General features: G+C 55.3%; 17 protein-coding genes. 16 read left to right on the top strand and 1 reads right to left on the bottom strand.

Translation table 11 applies throughout. The features are described 5' to 3' along the window. Positions 1-9: 9 nt before the first annotated feature. From ACFSX3_RS25215 to ACFSX3_RS25205, 3 genes are read left to right on the top strand one after another with little or no spacing between them, the layout of a single operon-like run. Positions 10-1,008, top strand: a complete 999-nt coding sequence (locus ACFSX3_RS25215; protein WP_209993502.1) for an ABC transporter substrate-binding protein — start codon at positions 10-12, stop codon at positions 1,006-1,008. Beyond that, the gene (locus ACFSX3_RS25210) at positions 989-1,771 is read left to right on the top strand and encodes an ABC transporter ATP-binding protein (protein ID WP_209993503.1); all 783 of its coding nucleotides are present in this window, start codon (positions 989-991) and stop codon (positions 1,769-1,771) included. The genes ACFSX3_RS25215 and ACFSX3_RS25210 overlap by 20 nt, the downstream gene beginning before the upstream one ends. Further along, a complete protein-coding gene (locus ACFSX3_RS25205; RefSeq protein WP_209993504.1) occupies positions 1,765-2,517 on the top strand; it encodes an ABC transporter permease in 753 nt (250 codons plus the stop codon). Before ACFSX3_RS25210 ends, ACFSX3_RS25205 begins: the two co-directional genes overlap by 7 nt. A gap of 516 nt (positions 2,518-3,033) precedes the next feature. Here the strand turns inward: ACFSX3_RS25205 and ACFSX3_RS25200 are convergent. Continuing rightward, positions 3,034-3,861, bottom strand: a complete 828-nt coding sequence (locus ACFSX3_RS25200; protein WP_209993505.1) for a TerC family protein — start codon at positions 3,859-3,861, stop codon at positions 3,034-3,036. Between the two features lie 568 nt (positions 3,862-4,429). Here ACFSX3_RS25200 and nifB point away from each other — a divergent pair. The 13 genes from nifB (at position 4,430) to ACFSX3_RS25135 (ending at position 19,768) form a co-directional block, all read left to right on the top strand. Then, positions 4,430-5,797: a nitrogenase cofactor biosynthesis protein NifB gene (gene nifB / locus ACFSX3_RS25195; RefSeq protein WP_209993506.1), complete on the top strand. Its 1,368-nt coding sequence runs from the start codon at positions 4,430-4,432 to the stop codon at positions 5,795-5,797. 6 nt (positions 5,798-5,803) lie between these two features. After that, complete coding sequence (gene nifH / locus ACFSX3_RS25190; RefSeq protein WP_036723486.1) at positions 5,804-6,670, top strand: nitrogenase iron protein; 867 nt, start codon at positions 5,804-5,806, stop codon at positions 6,668-6,670. 33 nt (positions 6,671-6,703) lie between these two features. Further along, positions 6,704-8,161 carry a nitrogenase molybdenum-iron protein alpha chain gene (gene nifD / locus ACFSX3_RS25185; RefSeq protein ID WP_209993507.1) on the top strand — a complete coding sequence of 486 codons (1,458 nt, stop codon included), beginning with the start codon at positions 6,704-6,706 and terminating at the stop codon, positions 8,159-8,161. Further along, entirely contained in the window at positions 8,158-9,717 is a 1,560-nt protein-coding gene (gene nifK, locus ACFSX3_RS25180; protein WP_209993508.1) for a nitrogenase molybdenum-iron protein subunit beta, read from the top strand. The genes nifD and nifK overlap by 4 nt, the downstream gene beginning before the upstream one ends. 96 nt (positions 9,718-9,813) lie before the next feature. Further along, positions 9,814-11,178, top strand: a complete 1,365-nt coding sequence (gene nifE, locus ACFSX3_RS25175; RefSeq protein ID WP_209993509.1) for a nitrogenase iron-molybdenum cofactor biosynthesis protein NifE — start codon at positions 9,814-9,816, stop codon at positions 11,176-11,178. Next, on the top strand, positions 11,168-12,496 hold the full coding sequence (gene nifN / locus ACFSX3_RS25170; RefSeq protein ID WP_209993510.1) for a nitrogenase iron-molybdenum cofactor biosynthesis protein NifN: 1,329 nt from the start codon (positions 11,168-11,170) through the stop codon (positions 12,494-12,496). The genes nifE and nifN overlap by 11 nt, the downstream gene beginning before the upstream one ends. Then, positions 12,471-12,884: a nitrogen fixation protein NifX gene (gene nifX / locus ACFSX3_RS25165; protein ID WP_209993511.1), complete on the top strand. Its 414-nt coding sequence runs from the start codon at positions 12,471-12,473 to the stop codon at positions 12,882-12,884. The genes nifN and nifX overlap by 26 nt, the downstream gene beginning before the upstream one ends. Beyond that, the gene (locus ACFSX3_RS25160; RefSeq protein WP_209993512.1) at positions 12,865-13,431 is read left to right on the top strand and encodes a DUF269 domain-containing protein; all 567 of its coding nucleotides are present in this window, start codon (positions 12,865-12,867) and stop codon (positions 13,429-13,431) included. Before nifX ends, ACFSX3_RS25160 begins: the two co-directional genes overlap by 20 nt. Before the next feature lie 47 nt (positions 13,432-13,478). Further along, positions 13,479-14,231, top strand: a complete 753-nt coding sequence (locus ACFSX3_RS25155; RefSeq protein WP_209993513.1) for a HesA/MoeB/ThiF family protein — start codon at positions 13,479-13,481, stop codon at positions 14,229-14,231. Further along, the gene (locus ACFSX3_RS25150; protein WP_209993514.1) at positions 14,228-15,370 is read left to right on the top strand and encodes a homocitrate synthase/isopropylmalate synthase family protein; all 1,143 of its coding nucleotides are present in this window, start codon (positions 14,228-14,230) and stop codon (positions 15,368-15,370) included. The genes ACFSX3_RS25155 and ACFSX3_RS25150 overlap by 4 nt, the downstream gene beginning before the upstream one ends. Positions 15,371-15,573: 203 nt before the next feature. Then, entirely contained in the window at positions 15,574-16,344 is a 771-nt protein-coding gene (locus ACFSX3_RS25145; RefSeq protein ID WP_339219958.1) for a Cof-type HAD-IIB family hydrolase, read from the top strand. 344 nt (positions 16,345-16,688) lie between these two features. Then, complete coding sequence (locus tag ACFSX3_RS25140; RefSeq protein ID WP_209993515.1) at positions 16,689-17,852, top strand: BclA C-terminal domain-containing protein; 1,164 nt, start codon at positions 16,689-16,691, stop codon at positions 17,850-17,852. Between the two features lie 209 nt (positions 17,853-18,061). After that, positions 18,062-19,768 (top strand): glycoside hydrolase family 13 protein, encoded by a 1,707-nt coding sequence (locus ACFSX3_RS25135; protein WP_209993583.1) that lies wholly within the window; start codon positions 18,062-18,064, stop codon positions 19,766-19,768. The last annotated feature ends 135 nt before the right edge of the window (positions 19,769-19,903 follow it).

Here is a 19,903-nt window from a genome sequence, read left to right as displayed (position 1 = left end):
TCAAGATTCATGAAGACAAGAAACTGGAAACACCTTATGAAGCTAGTCGTGCTGACTGCTGCTGTCAGCGTGGTAGCTGCCGGATGCGGTAGCGCAAATCAGGCAGGAAATGCCAAAAATTCGAATACAGGAGCTGCTGCAGCTGCACCTGCTGAGGCTGTTACGATATCGCTGGGACTACTGCCATCCATCGACGCGATTCCTTTTATTATTGCCCATGAGCAGGGATTCGATCAGAAGCATCATGTGAACCTGGATATCCAGACCTTCAAGAGCGCGAAGGATCGTGATGTGGCTTTTCAGGCGGGTAAGGTAGATGGCCTCAGTGCGGATCTGGTGGCGATCTCGATCTATAATGAGGCAGGACTCGATGTCAAAATCACCAGCACGACCACAGGTGAATTCGACCTGCTGACCGGAAATGATGAAGTGAAAGAGGTAAAGGATCTGAAGGGGAAGACCGTCATCCTGTCCAAGAATACCTCGACACAGTATACCGTCGCCATGATGCTGAAGCAGGCAGGCCTGTCGGAAGCCGATATTACTGTAACGGAAGTGCCGCAGATTCCAACGCGTCTGGAGCTGCTTAAGAATAATAAGGCGGATGCGGCTGTTTTGCCGGAGCCTTTTGTAACCATGGGCCGCACTGCCGGTCTGCGCGTTCTCAGCTCTACTCACAGTGCGGGTATCAATCCGTTTGTGCTGGCTTTTCCGCAGAGTGCCATTGATGCCAAGGGTCAGGGAATCCGTGATATGTACGCCGCTTATGATGAGGCTGTCCATTATATGAAGACGCATGACCAATCGGAATATATCGACCTGATTATTAAGGAAGTGGGTTTTCCCGACACGCTGAAGAATGAGATTAAGGTGCCGGAGTATCTGCCTGCGAACCAGGTGGATGTGAAGGAAGTGGAGGCTGCTTTTGCCTGGGCCCGTGAAAAAGGACTGCTGACCAAAACACTATCGGCTGAAGATGTGATCTCCGATGTCCAGTTTAAAAAATAGCGGTCTCCGCATTCATCAGCTCCATGTAGCTTATCAGAACGGGCAGCTGGCTCTGGGTGAAATGAACCTGACCCTGCCGGAGCACGGGATTTATACGGTGATCGGCCCTTCGGGCAGCGGCAAATCCACGCTGCTGCGGGCGATTGCCGGATTGCTGCCCGGTTACGAGGGGGAGCTGCTCTTCAATGGCAGATCTGTTCATGATAAGGACACGCTGATCGGGCTGGTGCCGCAGAATTATGGTCTGTTGCCCTGGAAGACGGTCCGTGACAACATCCGGATTGCGATGCGGATCGCCCGTCCGGGCGGGGCAGGCCACAATCGGCGGGAGCAGGACCGGCAAATTATGCATTGGCTTGAATCCATGGGGATTGCCCAGCTCGCCGGCCGGTTTCCGCTCTCACTGAGCGGCGGTCAGCAGCAGCGGGTAGCCATTGCCCGCGCCTTTGCCATTCTGCCGACCCTTCTGCTGCTGGATGAGCCGTTCTCGGCGCTGGACGCCATTACGCGGGAAGGGCTGCAGCAGATTTTTATCGACAACTGGCAGGCGCATCCGGCGACCACGCTGTTCGTCACCCACGATGTGGAGGAGGCGATTCTCCTGGGACAGAAGATTATCATCATGCTGCCGGGACAGCAGGAGCCGCCGGAGATTCTCGATAACGCTGCTGTATTTGCAATGAAGCATTCCGAGAAGCGGGAGAGCGATGAGTACTTTATGCAGTCCAAGAGAATCCGAAAGGTAATGATGGAGAAATGGTAAAACGACGGCATTTTGTTCACCTGCTGCGCCTGCTGCTCGTTTTTGCCGGAATGAATGTAGTCTGGTATGTCGCTTATCTGCTCATGAATCACGCGATTCTGCCCAGCCCGGGCGCGGTGTATAAGGCAATGTTTCAGCTGGGGGCCCATGATGTGGCGCTGAATATCGGCTACAGTCTGATGCGGATCACTGAAGGTGTGCTGCTGGCTCTGCTGCTGGGTCTGCTGGCCGGTCTGCTGATGGGCCGCTCCCCCTTCTGGAACCGGATACTGGACCCGGTCGTCTATCTGACTTATCCGATTCCCAAAATTGCGCTGTTGCCGGTGGTCATGCTCTTCTTCGGACTCGGAGAAACCTCCAAGGTGCTGATGATTATGCTGATCCTGCTGTTCCAGGTCATTATCTCGGTACGCGATGGTGTGAAGGCTATCCCCGAGAGTACTTATGATGTACTGACGAGTATAGGTGCCAGCACGATGCAGAAATTCTGGAATGTGACGCTTCCCGGCGCTTTGTCGGTGATCCTCAGTACCATTCGCATATCGCTGGGCACAGCGATTTCCGTACTCTTTTTCACCGAAATCTATGGTACGGAGCATGGTATGGGCTTCTTTATCATGGATGCCTGGCTGCGGCTGGACTACCCTGAGATGTATGCCGGAATTATGCTGTTCAGTCTGGTGGGGTTCGTGCTGTTCCTGCTGGTGGATGTGCTGGATTACAGATTTATGAAGTGGCGGAGATAGTGTTTGAGTGGGAGCAACGTGAGCACTTGGGTGGACGCTGCGCGAACGGACCGTTGTTCCAATCGCTGTGGTCTCCAGATTTTTTTTATTCCCCTATGTGGTGAAAATCCGGAGACCAAGGCGACCGCTGCCGCTTCTACACAATCGTTCCGTCCTCTCCGCTGTTTAAGCGGTATACAATACATCTAAGTTTCAAAAACTCAAAAAAGAAATCGCCCTTTTGGTAAGATGGAAAATTCATCATCCATCTCAAGGGGGCGATTTCTTTTTATTTTATGGACTATATAAGACGCACTATACAAATTAACAAAAAGCCAAAAGAAGCGGAGGGGAAATTTGGAACTGTAGGAGCGAAAGCGACCGCCTTTGTATTTGGATTTCTACCGCGAGTAGCGGTTTCAATCAGGAAATTCAAATTGGGCAGCGGCCGGAAGTCCAAATGTTCACCGCAGCGACGACCAAGCTTTGAGTTCTAATCTTAAGGGCATCTTATATAGCTTTTCTTTCTAATAGAGATTATTTACCGAGCTGCTTATCGACTTCCTTGACAGGATTCTCGCCGACATTCTCTTCGGTCTTGACACTGCTCATGAACCAGCCTGTAGCTGCAATGATGATCAGAACCACATAGAAGGTTAATTTCCACCAGGTGCTGTGCGCGAAGTCTTCGGACAATACACCCAGGGAAGGGTGAGCCAGAGTGATGACAGCGAGCTTAATCCCAACCCAGCCGACGATGAAGAACGCAGCAACCTCAAGACCCGGACGGGTGTGAAGCAGCTTAACGAAGAAGGAAGCAGCGAACCGCATAATGACGAGTCCGATGAATCCGCCCGCAAAGATCACGAGGAACTGTCCGCCGTCAAGGCCGCCGATGTGGCCGATTCCGCTTGGCGGAAGGGCAACGGCAAGGGCTACAGCAGCGAGGATGGAGTCCACCGCAAAGGCGATATCGGCTACTTCCACCTTAAATACAGTGAACCAGAAGCTGGCTTTCTTCTTATTCACAGCTCCAGGGCTTCCGCTTTCAGCGGCGTCTTCCGTGACCGGCTTAGCGAATAACACTTTTCGGAAGATGTGATTCCCCGCGATAAATAATAGATAGAGCGCTCCGATGGCTTGTACCTGCCAAATATCCACCAGATAGGAGATGACGAACAGCGATCCGAACCGGAACACAAAGGCCCCGGCCAATCCGTAAAACAGCGCCTTCTTACGTTCCTCATCAGGAAGATGTTTGACCATGATTGCCAGTACAAGTGCGTTATCTGCGGCAAGCAGCCCTTCCAGTGCTACGAGAACGAGCAATACCCATCCGTATTCTAATAATAATCCCCAATCCATTGCTGTTTCCTCCTCAAGTGGTTTAGCTGCTTTGATGAAAAATACCCATGATACCCATATTGTAACCAAAATTATATAAAAAAGACCTTTACCAAACAGATTAGCCTTTGGAATAAAGGTAACCTGATCGGTAAAGGTCTCGCTAACAATAATTTATTGCCGATAAAACCGGAGAACATCCTCACATTCTCGTATTGACGATTTTATCTAACAGCTACTCCCCTTTACGGGATTATATGAAATTATAAGGTATTTCGCTTCTGACTAAAAGTATCATATCCGAGTTAAGAGGCGTTGTCAATGCTTTTGTGAGAACAAATATCAATAGAAATGGAAGGATTGAAAACGGAAACATGATAAGTCTGAGTCATATAAGTTGACGTATCATATGGCGAAACTGCAAACAAAAGGAAATAAAGGGCGAAATGAACGTTGGACTAATTGACGATCCCCGGTAATGAAAATATGATGAGACTAATTAAAGCGGCCAAGTGAAGTAAATGTTAGATAAAATAACATTAACCGAAACAAAGGCTAGTTGAACCATAAAACTTTTAGGAGGTGGGAAATGATGCAGCCGTCATGTCTATCAAGTGAAGCGGAGGAGGAGATTAGCCGCCACCCTTGCTACAGCGAGGAGGCTCACCGGTTTTATGCCCGGATGCACATCCCGGTTGCTCCCGCCTGTAACATCCAGTGCAATTACTGTAACCGCAAGTTCGACTGTGTGAATGAGAGCAGGCCGGGTGTGGTCAGTGAGGTGCTTACTCCGGAGCAGGCGGAACGCAAGGTGCGGGGAGTTGCCTCCCAACTAATGCAGCTCTCGGTAGTGGGTGTGGCCGGACCCGGAGATCCGCTGGCGAACCCGGAGCAGACCTTCGATACCTTCGCCCGGGTAAGGAAGCATGTGCCTGATGTCTCCCTCTGTCTCAGTACTAACGGACTCACGCTGTACCGGCATGTGGATGAGATTATGGAGCTGGGCATCCGCCATGTCACGATCACCATCAACGCCATCGACCCTGAGGTCGGCCAGGCGATTTATCCCTGGGTGTTCGATGAAGGGGTCCGGTACGAAGGCAGAGAGGCAGCCGAGCTGCTGATCAGCCGTCAATTGCTGGGACTTGAACTGCTGGCGAAGCTGGGGATTCTGGTCAAAGTGAATTCCATTATGATTCCGGGGGTTAACGATCATCATCTGGCCGCAGTGTCAGCGCGGGTAAAAGAGCTCGGGGCTACGCTGCACAATGTAACACCGCTTATTATCGCACCAGGCAGCCAGTATGAAGCGGATGGGCGCAAGGCGCCCCGTCCGAAGGAATTGCTTAATTTGCAGGAGCAGCTGGGCCGCGGGGGAATGAAGGTTATGCGTCACTGCCGGCAATGCCGGGCCGATGCGATCGGGCTGCTGGGCCAGGACCGTAATCCCGATTTCCCGCTGGAAGCGATGGAGGCGGAGCCGGTCATTAATGAAGAAGCCCGGGCGATGTTCCAGCGTGAGCTGGACACCAAGATCCGCGAGCGAGTCTTAGCCAAACAGGCCAGACGCATTCAGGCCGGAGGGCAGAAGACGCGGGTCGCGGTTGCTACCAGAGGCGGTGACAAGGTGAATCAGCATTTCGGTCATGCCACTGAGTTCCTGGTCTACGACACCGACGGAACTGATGTGCAGCTCCTGGGTGTCCGCAAGATCCAAGCTTATTGCCATGGCAAGGCCGATTGTAACGGTGACAAAGCAACTACGCTGCAAGAAATTATATCGATTCTAAGTGACTGCCGCATTCTTCTCTGCTCCGGCATCGGCGAGGCCCCAAGGGCCAGCCTGAACACAAACGGTGTCCTGCCTCTTGTCCGCAAAGGCGGCATTCAGGAAGCCATTCTCGAAAGCGTGAAGTACAGCTCTTATTTTGAAAAACTAAACATTTCGAAGGGATGATGAACAATGAGACAAATCGCTTTCTACGGTAAAGGCGGTATCGGTAAATCGACGACTTCACAAAACACCCTGGCTCAGCTGGCCACCAAATTCAAACAAAGAGTCATGATCGTAGGCTGCGACCCGAAGGCGGATTCCACCCGTCTGATCCTGAATACCAAAGCTCAGAACTCCGTGCTGGAACTGGCGGCTGAGCTTGGCTCCGTAGAGGACCTTGAGCTTGAGGATGTGCTGCAGACAGGCTTCGGCGACATTATCAACGTAGAGTGCGGCGGTCCGGAACCTGGGGTAGGCTGCGCGGGACGCGGGATTATCACTGCGATTAACTTTCTGGAGCAGGAGGGCGCTTATCAGGATCTGGATTTCGTCTCCTATGACGTACTGGGTGACGTTGTGTGCGGCGGATTCGCCATGCCGATCCGTGAGGGCAAGGCCCAGGAGATCTACATCGTCTGCTCCGGCGAGATGATGGCGATGTACGCAGCCAACAATATCGCCCGCGGTATCCTGAAATATGCCACTAGCGGCGGCGTAAGACTCGGCGGACTGATCTGTAACAGCCGGAATACAGACCGTGAGGATGAGCTGATTATGGAGCTGGCCCGCCGCCTGAACACACAGATGATTCACTTTGTTCCCCGCGACAACATCGTTCAGCATGCCGAGCTGCGCAGAATGACCGTAGCCCAATATAATCCTGAGCACCAGCAGGCGAAAGAATATGAAATCCTGGCCGAGAAAATCCTCAATAACAAAATGCTGACGATCCCTACCCCGATCTCGATGGAAGAGCTGGAAGAGCTGCTGATGGAATTCGGCATTATTGAAGATGAAGAAGCTGCGATCAAGAAGCTGGCGGCTTCCGGGCAATAAGCTCTGAGGCGAAGAGAAAAGGAGGGTCAAACCATGGGGATGAATATTGAAGAGAATCAGAAGCTGGTTGAAGAGATTCTGGAAGCCTATCCCAAAAAGGCGCGGAAGGACCGCGAGAAGCATTTTCAGGTGGCGGATGAAAAGGCCATTGATTGCAGCACCTGTGCGGTGAAATCCAATATCAAATCCCGTCCGGGTGTGATGACCCCGCGCGGCTGCGCTTATGCCGGCTCCAAAGGAGTGGTCTGGGGCCCGATCAAGGATATGGTCCATATCAGTCACGGGCCGGTGGGCTGCGGACAATATAGCTGGGGCACACGCCGTAACTTTGCGAACGGAACGCTCGGCATCGATAACTTTACCGCGATGCAGATTACCAGTGATTTTCAGGAGACGGATATCGTATTCGGCGGCGATAAGAAGCTGGCCGTCATTATGCGTGAGATTACCGAGATGTTCCCGCTGGCCAAAGGGATCTCTGTCCAGTCGGAATGTCCGGTCGGCCTGATCGGCGATGATATCGAAGCAGTGTCGAAGAAGATGTCCAAGGAGCTGGAGCTGCCGATTGTTCCGGTACGCTGCGAAGGCTTCCGCGGGGTCAGCCAGTCGCTGGGCCATCATATTGCGAACGATGCGATCCGTGACTTCGTGCTGGGCCGTGCCGAGCTGGCGGAGACCGGTCCCTATGATGTGAATATCATTGGCGACTATAATATCGGCGGCGATGCTTGGGCCTCCCGTATTCTGCTGGAAGAGATGGGCCTGCGCGTTATTGCCCAGTGGTCCGGTGACGGCTCTCTGAACGAGCTGGAGGTAGCCCACAAAGCGAAGCTGAACCTGATCCACTGCCACCGCTCCATGAACTATATGGTGGACCATATGGAGAAGGCCTACGGCATCCCTTGGCTGGAATACAATTTCTTCGGGCCTACGAAGACGTATGAGAGCCTGCGGGCGATTGCAGCGCTTTTCGATGACACGATTCAGGAGAACTGCGAGCAGATGATTGCCAGATACAAGCCGGTGATGGATGCGGTGATCCGCAAATACAGACCGCGTCTGGAAAATAAGACCGTCATGCTGATGATCGGAGGCCTGCGTTCCCGCCACACCATCGGGGCTTATGAGGATCTGGGGATGGATATCGTAGCCTCCGGTTATGAATTCGCCCACAAGGATGACTATGAGAAGATGCTCCCGATGCTTGCCGAGGGGACCATTGTCATGGATGATCCTACCGCTTACGAGCTGGAAGAGCTCACGAAGAAGATGAACATTGATCTGGTGGGTTCAGGTGTGAAGGAGAAATATGTCTATCACAAGATGGGTGTGCCGTTCCGCCAGATGCATTCCTGGGATTATAGCGGCCCGTATCACGGCTTCGATGGCTTTAAGGTGTTTGCGAAGGATATGGATATGACCGTGAACAGCCCGGTATGGGATCTGGTGAGCAGACAAGGCAAAATGGAGCCGGAGGAGGCGGGCGTATGAGCAGGGATGAACTGAACATTAAAGATAATACCAGCTTGTTCAAAGAAGAGCGTTATGTGCAGCAGCGGGAGAACAAGAAGCCCTTCGAAGCGCCCTGCAGCGAGCAGGAGACCGCCGAAGCACTCGCTTACTCTAAGTCTGCCGAATATATGGAGAAGAATTTCAGCCGTCAGAATGTGGTGATCAATCCGCATAAAGCGTGCCAGCCGCTGGGTTCAGTCATGGCCGCGCTCGGCTTCGAGAAGACACTGCCGTTCGTACACGGGTCGCAGGGCTGCAACGCCTACTTCCGCAGCCATCTCAGCCGCCACTTCAAGGAGCCTACGCCGTCCGTGTCTACGTCCATGACCGAGGATGCAGCCGTATTCGGCGGGATGAACAACCTGATTGACGGTCTGGAGAACAGTGTCGCCTTGTACAAACCGGAGATGGTTGCAATCTGTACCACCTGTATGGCTGAGGTCATCGGGGATGACCTGAACTCTTTTATCGGCAATGCCCGCATTAAAGGGGTGATCAGTGAGGAATATCCGGTGGCCTACTGCAACACGCCAAGCTTCGTCGGTTCGCATATCACTGGCTACGACGCCATGATCAAAGGTATCCTGAGCTACCTCTACACCCGTTCGGGTACCAGAGGCAAGCCGGGTAGCGGCGCGGAGAGCGGGGAGAAGCTGAATGTGATGCTGGGCTTCGAGCCGTACACCGGCAACTTCGCGGAGCTGCGCAAGATTCTGGGAGCCTTCGATACCAAGTACACCATACTGGGAGACCACAGCGGGAACTACGATTCACCGGCAACCGGAGAGTATGAATATTACTACGGCGGCACGAAGCTTGCGGATGTTCCGCAGGCTGCCAATGCGCTTGCAACCCTGTCCCTGCAAAAGTATACGCTGAAGAAGACCCAGGAATATATCAGCGGTACCTGGAACCAGCAGCTGGCAGCGTTATCCACGCCGCTGGGCATTAAGGGCACAGATACTCTGCTGGATACGATCAGTGAGCTGACCGGTCTCCCGATTCCAGCAATACTCACGGAAGAACGCGGCCGTGTCGTGGATGCGCTGATGGATAGTCACCCTTACCTGCATGGCAAGCGGGTAGCGCTGGTAGGCGACCCGGATCTGCTTATTGGCCTGATCGGGTTCTGCCTGGAGACCGGAATGGAGCCGGTGCATATCGTCTGCTCGAACGGCGATGTGGATTACAACGAAGTGAAGTTCAAGGATGAAGCTGAGGCGCTGCTGGCAGCAAGTCCTTACGGTTCCGAAGCAACTGTGCATGTGGGTAAAGACTTGTGGCATATGCGCTCGCTGCTGCTGAATGATCAGGTGGATCTGGCGATTGGCAGCTCCCATCTGAAATTTGCCGCCAAGGATGCGGAGGTGCCGCTGGTGCGGGTCGGCTTCCCGATCTTCGACCGCCATCACATGCACCGTTATCCGATTATCGGGTATCAGGGAACACTCAACCTGCTCAGCCTGATCGTGAACACGATCCTGCAGCAGCTGGATGATCATAACTCCGGCTTTAATTTTGAGCTGGTGCGCTAGGGCCGGGATTCTTGCCATCATGGGCACTGCCTCATCAGGAAGAGCGCAAGATTCGTGTGGAACACAAGCCTCTTAAGCGAAGGAGATGAAGAGCCGATGGACCCTTTACGGCAAGATGAATTTGATTCTCAGGCTTGCGGGAGTATAGCGCCTAAGGCGAAGCCCTGTCCAAGGCCCAAGCCGGGTGAAGCTGCTGGAGGCTGCTCCTTCGACGGAGCCCAGATTACGCTGCTGCCAATTATGGATGCTGCGCATCTGGTTCATGGACCGATTGCCTGCGCCGGAAACAGCTGGGAGAGCAGAGGCACGTTATCCAGCGGCCCCTCGCTGTCCCAATATGGCTTCGCTACGGATCTTACGGATTCTGATATTATTTTTGGCGGCGAGAAAAAATTGAAGGACAGCATTGACTATATTGCCGGGCGCTTTGCGCCTCCGGCAATATTTGTATATTCAACCTGCGTGACCGCGTTGATCGGCGAAGATATGGATGCGGTCTGCAAGGAGGCGGCGGATCGGATCGGGATTCCTGTCATCCCGGTGAACAGCCCCGGCTTCGTCGGCAGCAAGAATCTCGGGAACCGGCTGGCGGGCGATGCGCTGCTGCAGTATGTCATTGGGACGGGGGAGCCGGAGCCGGAGACGGATCTCGGGGTCAACCTGATCGGGGAGTACAATATCGCCGGTGAGATGTGGGATATTGAGAAGCTGATGAACAGCGCCGGGATCGCCGTAACCTCGCGGATTACGGGAGATGCCCGCTATAAGGAGATTACGTGGGCGCACCGGGCGAGAGTAAATATGGTGGTATGCAGCCGGGCGCTGCTCGGCCTTGCCAAGGAGATGGAGGCGAGATACGGCATCCCGTATTTCGAAGGCTCGTTCTATGGTGCGAAGGAGACGACCTATTCGCTGCGCCAGATGGCCTATCTGATGAATGACCGGGAGATGGAGCGGCGCGTGGACCGGCTCACCGAGCGGGAGGAAGCCCGCTTAAGCCAGGAGCTGCGGCCTTACCGCAAGCTGCTGAGGGGGAAGCGGGCTGTACTCTATACAGGCGGCGTCAAAAGCTGGTCCGTAATCTCGGCTCTGAAGGAGCTGGGTGTTCAGGTCGTCGGGGTAGGCACGAACAAAAGCACGGAGGATGATGTGCGGCGGATTGCCGACCGCGTGGGTGATGATACGGAATACATTCCCGAGGGCGGGGCCAGCCGGATGATCAAGACGGTAAGAGAACGCAAGGCGGATATTATGATTGCCGGCGGCCGCAATATGTATGTGGCGATGAAAGAGCAGATTCCCTTCATTGATATCAATCAGGAGCGCCACAAGGCGTATGCCGGATATGAAGGGCTGCTGCGGCTGGCCAAAGAGCTGACCTACTCACTTACGAACCCGATCTGGAAGCTGGCGGCAAGCCCTGCTCCCTGGGATAAGGAGGCGCCGCCCTATGACCGTTAACCGGAGAAAAAAGCCCGCATCGGTCAACCCGATGAAGATCGGACAGTCGCTGGGTGCCGTACTGGCATTGCAGGGCTGCTACCGGGCCATGCCGCTGATTCACGGCTCCCAGGGCTGCTCCGCTTTTCCGAAGGCGCTCCTGACCCGTCATTTCCGGGAACCGATTGCCGTGCAGACCTCGGCGCTACAGGAGATGGATGTCATCTTCGATGCCAACCGCAATCTGGAGGAGGCGCTGAATCTGGTGCTGAGCAAGCACCGCCCGGATATCATCGGCATTATTGGGACGGAATTGACCGATGTAGCCGGTGTGGATTATCAGAACATGCTTAAGACGTATAAAAGAGAGCGGAATATGCGCGGAGGTCTCGCCTTCTCCGTGGTGCTGCCTGATTTTCGCGGATCGCTGGAATCGGGCTTCAGCTCTACGGTGGAGGCCATGATTGACGAGATGATCCAGCAGGTAGGACACCGGGGGACGAGAAGCATGAATACCCGGCAGATTACCCTGCTGCCGGGCTCGTTCTTAACCCCGGCCGATGTGATGGAGCTGAAGGAGATCATCTCCTCCTTCGGCTTCGAGGTGATTGCGCTGCCGGATATCTCGACCTCCTTGTCCGGCCATCTGCTTACCGGCTTCTCGCCGCTGACGCGCGGCGGGGTTCCGCTGGACTCTATGCTTCAGAGCCTGCAGTCCGGGCTGACGATTGCCGTGGGCGGCAGCATGGAGCGTCCGGCCAGACGGCTGCATAATGCCATAGGCACCCCGTATAAGGTATTCGAGGGGGCGATGGGGCTTAAGGCAACCGATGAACTGCTGCATTTCCTGCATCAGATCAGCGGAGAGCCGGTGCCGCTGCGGTATTGCTGGCAGCGGGAGAATCTGCTCGACAGCATGCTGGACGCCCATTTTCAATTTGCCGGAATGTCGGTTCTTGCCGCACTGGAACCGGATCATCTGTATTCGGTCTCGGGGTGGCTGGAGGAACTGGGCGTAGAGCAGAAGGCGCTGATCACCTCCTTCGAGACCCCGCTCATTGCCGGAATGGAGCGCGAGGTATGGGTGGGCGATCTGGATGATGCCGAGGTGCTGGGCAAGGGAGCGGATCTCTGGATCAGCAATTCCCACGGGATCGCCGGGGCGCAGCGGACGGGTACCGCGTTCATGCCGGCCGGGTTCCCGGTCTGGAATGAGCTCGGCGCTTACATGTCCGTCTCAGTCGGGTACCGGGGGGCGATGGAATGGAGTAATAAAGCAGGGAATCTGTTAATGCAAAGGGAGGCAGGGCACCGTGAAAGTAGCGTTCGCCACAGATGATGGAAGCCGTGTGAATGCGCATTTCGGACAGAGTCCGATGTTCGCTGTATATAATGTAACGAAAGCCGGGGCCGAGCTGGTGGAGCTGCGGAGACTGTCTGCCATACCGCACCAGGATGAAGCAGGCAAAATCGAAAGCCGCCTGGATTCCGTAGGCGACTGTACTCTGATCTTCATCATGCAGATCGGCGCATCGGCCGCTGCCCGGGTAACACGCCGGAAGATTATGCCGGTGAAGGTTCCGCTGGGCAGCCCTATCGAGGGGCAGCTGAAGCGGCTGGTCGAGATGCTTCAGGGCAAGCCGCCGATGTGGCTGGCCAAGGTGCTGCGGGCAGAGGAAGCGGAAGAGAATGAAGGAGGAGAAGCGGATGGAACCCATGACTTATGAGAGTGCGGCACTGCAGGGTACGGTGATTCCGGGAGCTGCGGCGGTGAGACAGCGCAGTCCCAAAGCGCGCAAGGAGCTGAATCCGGAGACCGCAGATGCCCTGATCCGGCGACTGTGTCATCTTCTGGATGCCGGAGACTTCTTCGGACATAGCAGCAGCCTTCCACCGCTAGAGAAGATCGGGAAGCTGTTCCTGGCGTCTGCCGGGGATAAGGATCAGTCGGAATTCAATTGCGCGGTGTCGCCCAAGGTCCGCCAGCAGGTGCCGCTGCTGTTCCAGGCCATGGCAGGCGTTATGGAGGAGAGAACCGGCCTTATGATCCAGAGTACAGCGGAGATTAACGGGGAGGGCTTCGGCCGGGGGCTGCTCTACAGCGGCAGAGTTATTGTGGTGCTTAAGAGCCTGCGGGCCGGCTTCCCCTTCCCGTTCACTTCGGCAGAGAAGACGATTTCGTACGGGGTGGAGTGTATTGAAGAAGGAATGGCTTGGCTGGAGAAATATAAGGAGCTGACTTCAGCGCACGGCCTGCTTAGCCTGGAGGGCTAGAGTAAGAAAGGAATATCTAATATAACTGGTCACAGGGGGAGTCAGTGATGGAGCAGCTTGCCGGAGGGTTAGAGCTGGAACGGTACACCCGGCAGCTGAAGCTGCTCGGGGAGGACGGGCAGAAGGCGCTGAAGGAAGCGACGGTTATGGTGGCCGGGATCGGCGGGCTTGGCGGAACGGCTGCCCTTTATTTGGCGGCGGCTGGCGTGGGCCGGCTTATTCTGGCTCATGAGGGGGTGATTGTGGCCCCGGATTTGAACCGGCAGATTCTGATGGACAGTGAGCATCTCGGCCAGGAGCGGATGAGTACGGCGATTGCCCGGCTGAAGCAGCTGAATCCGCATGTGGAGATTGAAGGCTATAATTCAAGAATTGAATATCCTGCGGCATGGCCTTGGGTGGAAGCGGCTGATCTTGTGATCGATGCCCGTTACGACTTCCCGGAGCGTTATGCGCTGAACCGGCTGTGTGTAGATACGAATACACCGATGGTGGAGGCGGCCATGTATGGCTTTGAAATATCGCTCACTACGGTGATCCCCGGACTTACGCCTTGCCTTGAATGTCTGTATCCGGAGTTGCCGCCGCAGTGGGAGCCGCTCGGCTTCCCGGTTCTGGGCGCCACCTCCGGGATTGCCGGTTGTCTGGCAGCGCTGGAGGCCGTAAAATGGATTACAGGGGTAGGGACAACTTATGCGGGCGTAATGCATCGCTTCAGCTCACTCGACTTCGCCTGTTATAGCGTCCGTATTACCCGTAATCCGAATTGCGCTTGCTGCGGAGAGGGAGGTAAACCGTGAAACGTCTCAAGCTATGTGACACGACACTCAGGGATGGTGAACAGGCGGCTGGAGTATCATTCACGAGGGCGGAAAAGCTGGAAATCGCAAAGTTGCTGTCGGAGAGCGGAGTAGAGCAGGCAGAGGTAGGCATTCCTGCCATGGGCAAACGGGAACAGGAGGATATTGCCGCTGTTGCTGAGCTGGGATTACCCATGAAGCTAATGACATGGAACCGCTCGGTCCCCGGGGATATTGACAAGGCCAAGGCTACCGGTGTGAACTGGAGCCATATCTCCATTCCGGTGTCGGAGATTCAGCTGCAGGGGAAGCTGGGGCTGACGCCCCGGGAAGGGCTGAACAAGCTGCTGCGTACCGTGGAATACGGGCTGCGGCAGGGCATGACCGTATCGGCAGGCATGGAGGATTCCTCCAGGGCGGATATGAGCTTCCTGATTGAAGTGGTGAATACCTTATACAAGGAAGGCATCCGCAGGTTCCGGTATGCAGATACCGTCTCGGCCCATCATCCGGGGCAGGTGGCAGAGCGGGTAAGCCAGCTGCTGGGAGAAGTGCCTGAGGATGTGGAGCTGGAGGTACACTGCCACAATGACTTCGGGCTGGCCTGCGCGAACACGCTCAGCGGCATAGCTGCCGGAGCGGTGTGGGCCAGTACGACGGTGGCCGGGATCGGCGAGAGGACCGGCAATGCGGCCATGGAGGAAGTAGCCATGGCCTGGCGCTATTTGTACGGCGGGGAATGCGCGGTCCGGCTGGAGGGGCTCCAGGGCCTCGCGGACAAGGTCATCGCCGCGTCCGGCCGCAGTGTCGGCGATGCGAAGCCGGTCGTGGGGCAGCTCGCCTTCACCCATGAATCCGGGATTCATGTGGACGGGCTGATGAAGAAGCAGGAGACGTATCAGTTCTTCGATCCGGCGGTGGTCGGCCGCGCGCACCGCTATGTGCTGGGCAAGCATTCCGGCAGCGGCGGCGTGGCCCATGTGCTGGAGCAGCAGGGGCTTGCGGTCAGCGCCGAGACAGCCGGCCGTCTGTTGGAGAAGGTCCGGGCCTACGCGGAGGCCCGCAAGGGCACTGTGCCGGAAGTCATGCTGCTGCAGTGGCTGATGGAAGAGCAGCAGCGCGCGCAGAATGCGGTATAATATATATTTTTAAATATGCGGATGCTTAAGCTGGGCTGTCCTCCATGTGGAGTGCGGCGCAGCTTTTTTTGGAATATAATGCCTGATGATATCCGAGTTAGGCAGAGCGGCGGGGAGAATAGACTCCACTTTGACGGAGGATTTTGTTACAATTTGAGCAGGCTGTAAATAGGCAGAGCGTATGGAGAAGGGAAGGCATCACTTTGAAGAAAACGATTTTTTTCGATATTGACGGTACAATCTATGATGAAGACAAGAATATTCCGGCTTCCACCAGAGAAGCGATAGCGGAGCTGAAGAGACGCGGGCACCATGTAGCGATTGCTACAGGAAGAGCGGATTATATGTTCGAGGGGCTGCGTGAGGAGCTGGGAATTGACTCGTATGTCTCACTGAACGGACAGTATGTAGTCTATGAAGGGAAGCCGGTGTACAAGAACCCGATTGCGACCAGCGTGCTGGAAGAGCTGACCTTGTTCGCGGAGAAGCTGGATCACCCTGTTGCGTATACGGATACGGCGGGCATGAGAGTGAATGTGGCCGATCATGAGTACATCAATACGAGCGTCGGTTCGCTGAAGCTGGTATTTCCGACGCATGATGCGGGATATTTCCTGAAGAATGACATCTACCAGGCCATGATCTTCTGTCCGCAGGAGAGTCAGGTGGTCTACGCCGAGCGCTACCCGGAGCTGAATTTCATCCGCTGGCACCCGCTGTGTATGGATGTGCTGCCCGGCAACGGCTCCAAAGCGAACGGGATCGCGGAGATGCTGAAGGTGATCGGGGTGGAGAAGGAAGAGGTCTATGCTTTTGGCGATGGCCTGAATGATGTGGAGATGCTGGGGTATGTCGGATATGGCATTGCCATGGGCAATGGCGAGAAGGAAGCGAAGGCGGCCGCCTCCTTCATTACGAAGTCTGTCCGTGAGGACGGCATCTATGAAGGCTTGAGGATGGTGGGACTGCTGTAGATTACCTCCAGGGGCGTTGCCCGGAGCGGAAAGGCTTAGACGAGTATTCGATTGCAGTTTATGCAATGGAATACTTTTTTTTGCATTTTGAACGGGTTCTATTGCAATCAAATATGATCACCGGGGCAATCGAAGGCGGGTTGTCCGGCAATAGTATATGTTTTGGCTGGACGGGGTGTGATAGGGCGGGTGAACAATTTTGGCTCTGCGCAGATGAATTCAGCTTGTCCAACCGGTACAAATCACCCGTTTTCCCAAAATAAATATTTGCCTACGGGATGAATGTCCATGCCTCCTCTGGGTTAACGGAGTAGGATACATAAAGTCTGTAGGAGGTGTTGAGCATGGGTCTTACCAAACATAAGAGAAAGAAGCGGATCTGTAAAGATGAGATCGCAGAATGCCCGCTGCCAAAAGTGAAGCGTCCTGTGAGAAAACGGAAGGACAACCAATGCGGCTGCAAGAAAATTATCGTCAAGCAGCAAATTGTCCGCGTCAATATTCCATTAGGTGCGCTGGGAGCAGCGGGTGCGGCCGGAGCCTTAAGCGCGGCAGGCGCTGTTGAAGCACTGGGAGCGGCGGGAGCCGCAGGTGCCGCAGGTGCGCTCGGTGCAGCGGGAGCGGCCGGAGCGCTGGGCGAACAAGGAACCGCAGGGGCACTGGGGGCAATCGGCGCAGCCGGAGCACTTGGCGCCGCTGGCGCAGCCGGTGCCCGTGGAGCAGCGGGAGCAGCAGGGCTGTTGGGCGCAGCCGGAGCAGTCGGGGGGCTGGGCGCAGCCGGTACCCAAGGTGCACTCGGAGCGGCGGGCGCGGCGGGAGCATTAGGCGCGGCAGGAGCGCTCGGCGGGATCGGTCCGGCGGGCCCGGCAGGAGCCATTGGCCCGGCGGGCCCGGCAGGAGCCATTGGCCCGGCGGGCCCGGCAGGAGCTATCGGTCCGGCGGGGCCTGCGGGAGCAGCAGGAGCTATCGGTCCGGCGGGGCCAGCGGGAGCGGCAGGAGCCATCGGCCCGGCGGGGCCAGCGGGAGCAACGGGTGCAACAGGGGTTGCCGGTCCAGCCGGGGCAACGGGAGCGACGGGTGCCACAGGGACGGCTGGCGGAATTGCCGAGTTCGGTTACGTATATAACCTCGGTGCGCAGGTAGTGCCGATTGAGGCAGATGTGTCTTTTGATACAAATGGGCTGCTTACCCCCGGGATTACCCATGCCCCTGGTACAACTACAATTTCGGTGACCAATGCCGGAATCTATGAGGTTAATTTCTCGGTCTCGGGTGTAGAGCCCAACCAGTTTGCCCTGTTCGTGAACGGGGCAGAGGTTCCGGGAACGGTCTATGGGTCGGGTGCAGGCACCCAGCAGAATACCGGCCAGGCGATCATCGCATTATCGTCAGGCGATGTGCTGACGCTTCGGAATCACAGCTCGGCTGCTGCAGTCACCCTGCAGACGCTGGCTGGAGGAACACAAGCCAATGTCAATGCTTCGATTGTTATTAAGCAGTTGGCTTAGTGACTCTTTTGACCAGAATAAATCCACTCATTGGGCCGGATACGTCCCGGCAGAAGACGGGTACCCGATCAGGGTATCCGTCTTTTCTTTTGCGCGGCAAAGGTCGATCAGGCTTGTGAATACACTGGTTGGTTGAAGGCGGTTGTTCTGGTTAAAATATATTAATGTGTCTTATGCAACAGGAATCGAGAGAAGCGGAGGTATCTGAAGTGAACCCTAAATGGTGGAAAGAGAGTGTTGTCTACCAGATCTATCCGATCAGCTTCATGGACGCTAATGGTGATGGAATTGGAGATTTGCGCGGAATATTATCGAAGCTTGATTACTTGCAGGACCTCGGAGTGGATGTGATATGGGTCTGCCCGATCTATAAATCCCCGAACCATGACAATGGCTATGATATCAGCGATTATTGCGACATTATGAAGGAATTCGGCACGATGGATGATTTTGACCTGCTGCTGCGCGAGATGCATTCCCGCGGGATGAAGCTGATGATGGACCTGGTGCTGAATCATACCTCGCATGAGCATCCGTGGTTCGTGGAGTCCAGAAGCTCGAAGGACAATCCCAAGCGGGACTATTATATATGGCGACAAGGTAAAAACGGCGGTCCGCCGAACAACTGGGAATCCTACTTCAGCGGTTCGGTCTGGGAGCTGGATCCCCGTACGGATGAATATTACCTGCATCTGTATTCCCGGTTCCAGCCGGATCTTAACTGGGAGAATCCTGCTGTCATCGACAAGCTGCATGAGATGGTGGAGTGGTGGCTGAAGAAGGGAGTGGACGGCTTCCGTTTTGATGCGATTGCCCATATTGTGAAGGCGGAGGGTTACCCGGATGCGCTGAACCCCGGCGGCACTCCGACGGTCCGCGCCTATGACATGTTCTCGAACCTGGAGCATGTGCATACCCTGCTGCAGAACCTGCATGATAAGGTGCTCTATTACTACGACATTATGACGGTTGGGGAGACCTCGGGGCTCGGGCCGGAGCAGGCGCTGGATTATGTCGGTGACGGACGCCGCGAGCTGAATATGACCTTTCAGTTCGAGCATATGAATCTGGATGCCGCCTCGCCGGGCAGCGGGAAGTGGGATGTGGTGCCCTGGAAGCTGACGGATCTCAAGAGGATCATCAGCGATTGGCAGACTATGCTGCATAACCGGGGCTGGAACGCCAACTATCTGTGCAACCATGACCAGCCGCGCTCGGTGTCGCGGTTCGGCGATGACCTGTACTACCGGGTCCCGTCGGCCAAGATGCTCGCCACCTTCATCCATATGCTTGAAGGCACGCCGTATATTTATCAGGGTGAGGAGATCGGCATGACCAATGTAGCCTTCGAGTCGATCGTTGATTACCGGGATGTCGAGACCTTGAACTATTATGAGGACAAGCGAAAGAACGGCGTTCCCGAAGCCGACATCATGGCTGCAATTCATACCAAGAGCCGCGACAATGCCCGTACTCCGATGCAATGGGATGATGGCGAGGAAGGCGGGTTCACCGCAGGGAAGCCCTGGATCAGGGTTAACTCGAACTCCCGGGAGATTAATGCGGCCAGCAGCGTCAAGGACCCGGACTCTATTTTCAATTATTATAAGAAGCTGATCCAGCTCCGCAAAAAACATCAGGTCATCGTCTATGGTGAATACGGACTCTTGCTGGAGGAGCATCCCGAAATCTATGCCTATACCCGGACGCTGGAGGATCAGCGGCTGCTGGTGATCCTCAATTTCTACGAGCATGAGCCTGTATTTGAGCTGCCGGAGGAATTCCAGCCCGCCGAGAAGCTGGAGCTGCTGATCTCTAATTATCCGCCCGTCAAAGAGGAGGATCTGCGCCAGCTGAAGCTTCGTCCTTATGAAGCGCGCGTGTATCTGCAGCGGATGGATACGAGTTCTGCTTAAGCGAACCGAACCCATAACCGAAACTATAGATGTGTAGCAGTCCCGGCTGGGTCACCGGGACTGCTGTTTGTTATGCGAAAAACCGAATACATATGCGCCGCGAAGGAATACTTTTTTTATCCGCACAGTGATCCT

Source organism: Paenibacillus rhizoplanae (assembly GCF_042684125.1).
GTDB lineage: Bacteria > Bacillota > Bacilli > Paenibacillales > Paenibacillaceae > Paenibacillus_AQ > Paenibacillus_AQ rhizoplanae.
This window is presented reverse-complemented; position numbering and strand designations above follow the sequence as displayed.

Excerpts from the sequence above, each read along its gene's own strand:
- nifE (WP_209993509.1), top strand. The coding sequence starts at position 9,814 with ATGGACCCTTTACGGCAAGATGAATTTGATTCTCAGGCTTGCGGGAGT.
- nifN (WP_209993510.1), top strand. The coding sequence starts at position 11,168 with ATGACCGTTAACCGGAGAAAAAAGCCCGCATCGGTCAACCCGATGAAG.
- nifB (WP_209993506.1), top strand. The coding sequence starts at position 4,430 with ATGATGCAGCCGTCATGTCTATCAAGTGAAGCGGAGGAGGAGATTAGC.
- nifD (WP_209993507.1), top strand. The coding sequence starts at position 6,704 with ATGGGGATGAATATTGAAGAGAATCAGAAGCTGGTTGAAGAGATTCTG.
- nifH (WP_036723486.1), top strand. The coding sequence starts at position 5,804 with ATGAGACAAATCGCTTTCTACGGTAAAGGCGGTATCGGTAAATCGACG.
- ACFSX3_RS25155 (WP_209993513.1), top strand. The coding sequence starts at position 13,479 with ATGGAGCAGCTTGCCGGAGGGTTAGAGCTGGAACGGTACACCCGGCAG.
- ACFSX3_RS25205 (WP_209993504.1), top strand. The coding sequence starts at position 1,765 with ATGGTAAAACGACGGCATTTTGTTCACCTGCTGCGCCTGCTGCTCGTT.
- ACFSX3_RS25210 (WP_209993503.1), top strand. The coding sequence starts at position 989 with ATGTCCAGTTTAAAAAATAGCGGTCTCCGCATTCATCAGCTCCATGTA.
- ACFSX3_RS25160 (WP_209993512.1), top strand. The coding sequence starts at position 12,865 with ATGGAACCCATGACTTATGAGAGTGCGGCACTGCAGGGTACGGTGATT.
- ACFSX3_RS25140 (WP_209993515.1), top strand. The coding sequence starts at position 16,689 with ATGGGTCTTACCAAACATAAGAGAAAGAAGCGGATCTGTAAAGATGAG.
- ACFSX3_RS25215 (WP_209993502.1), top strand. The coding sequence starts at position 10 with ATGAAGACAAGAAACTGGAAACACCTTATGAAGCTAGTCGTGCTGACT.
- ACFSX3_RS25200 (WP_209993505.1), bottom strand. The coding sequence starts at position 3,861 with ATGGATTGGGGATTATTATTAGAATACGGATGGGTATTGCTCGTTCTC.
- nifK (WP_209993508.1), top strand. The coding sequence starts at position 8,158 with ATGAGCAGGGATGAACTGAACATTAAAGATAATACCAGCTTGTTCAAA.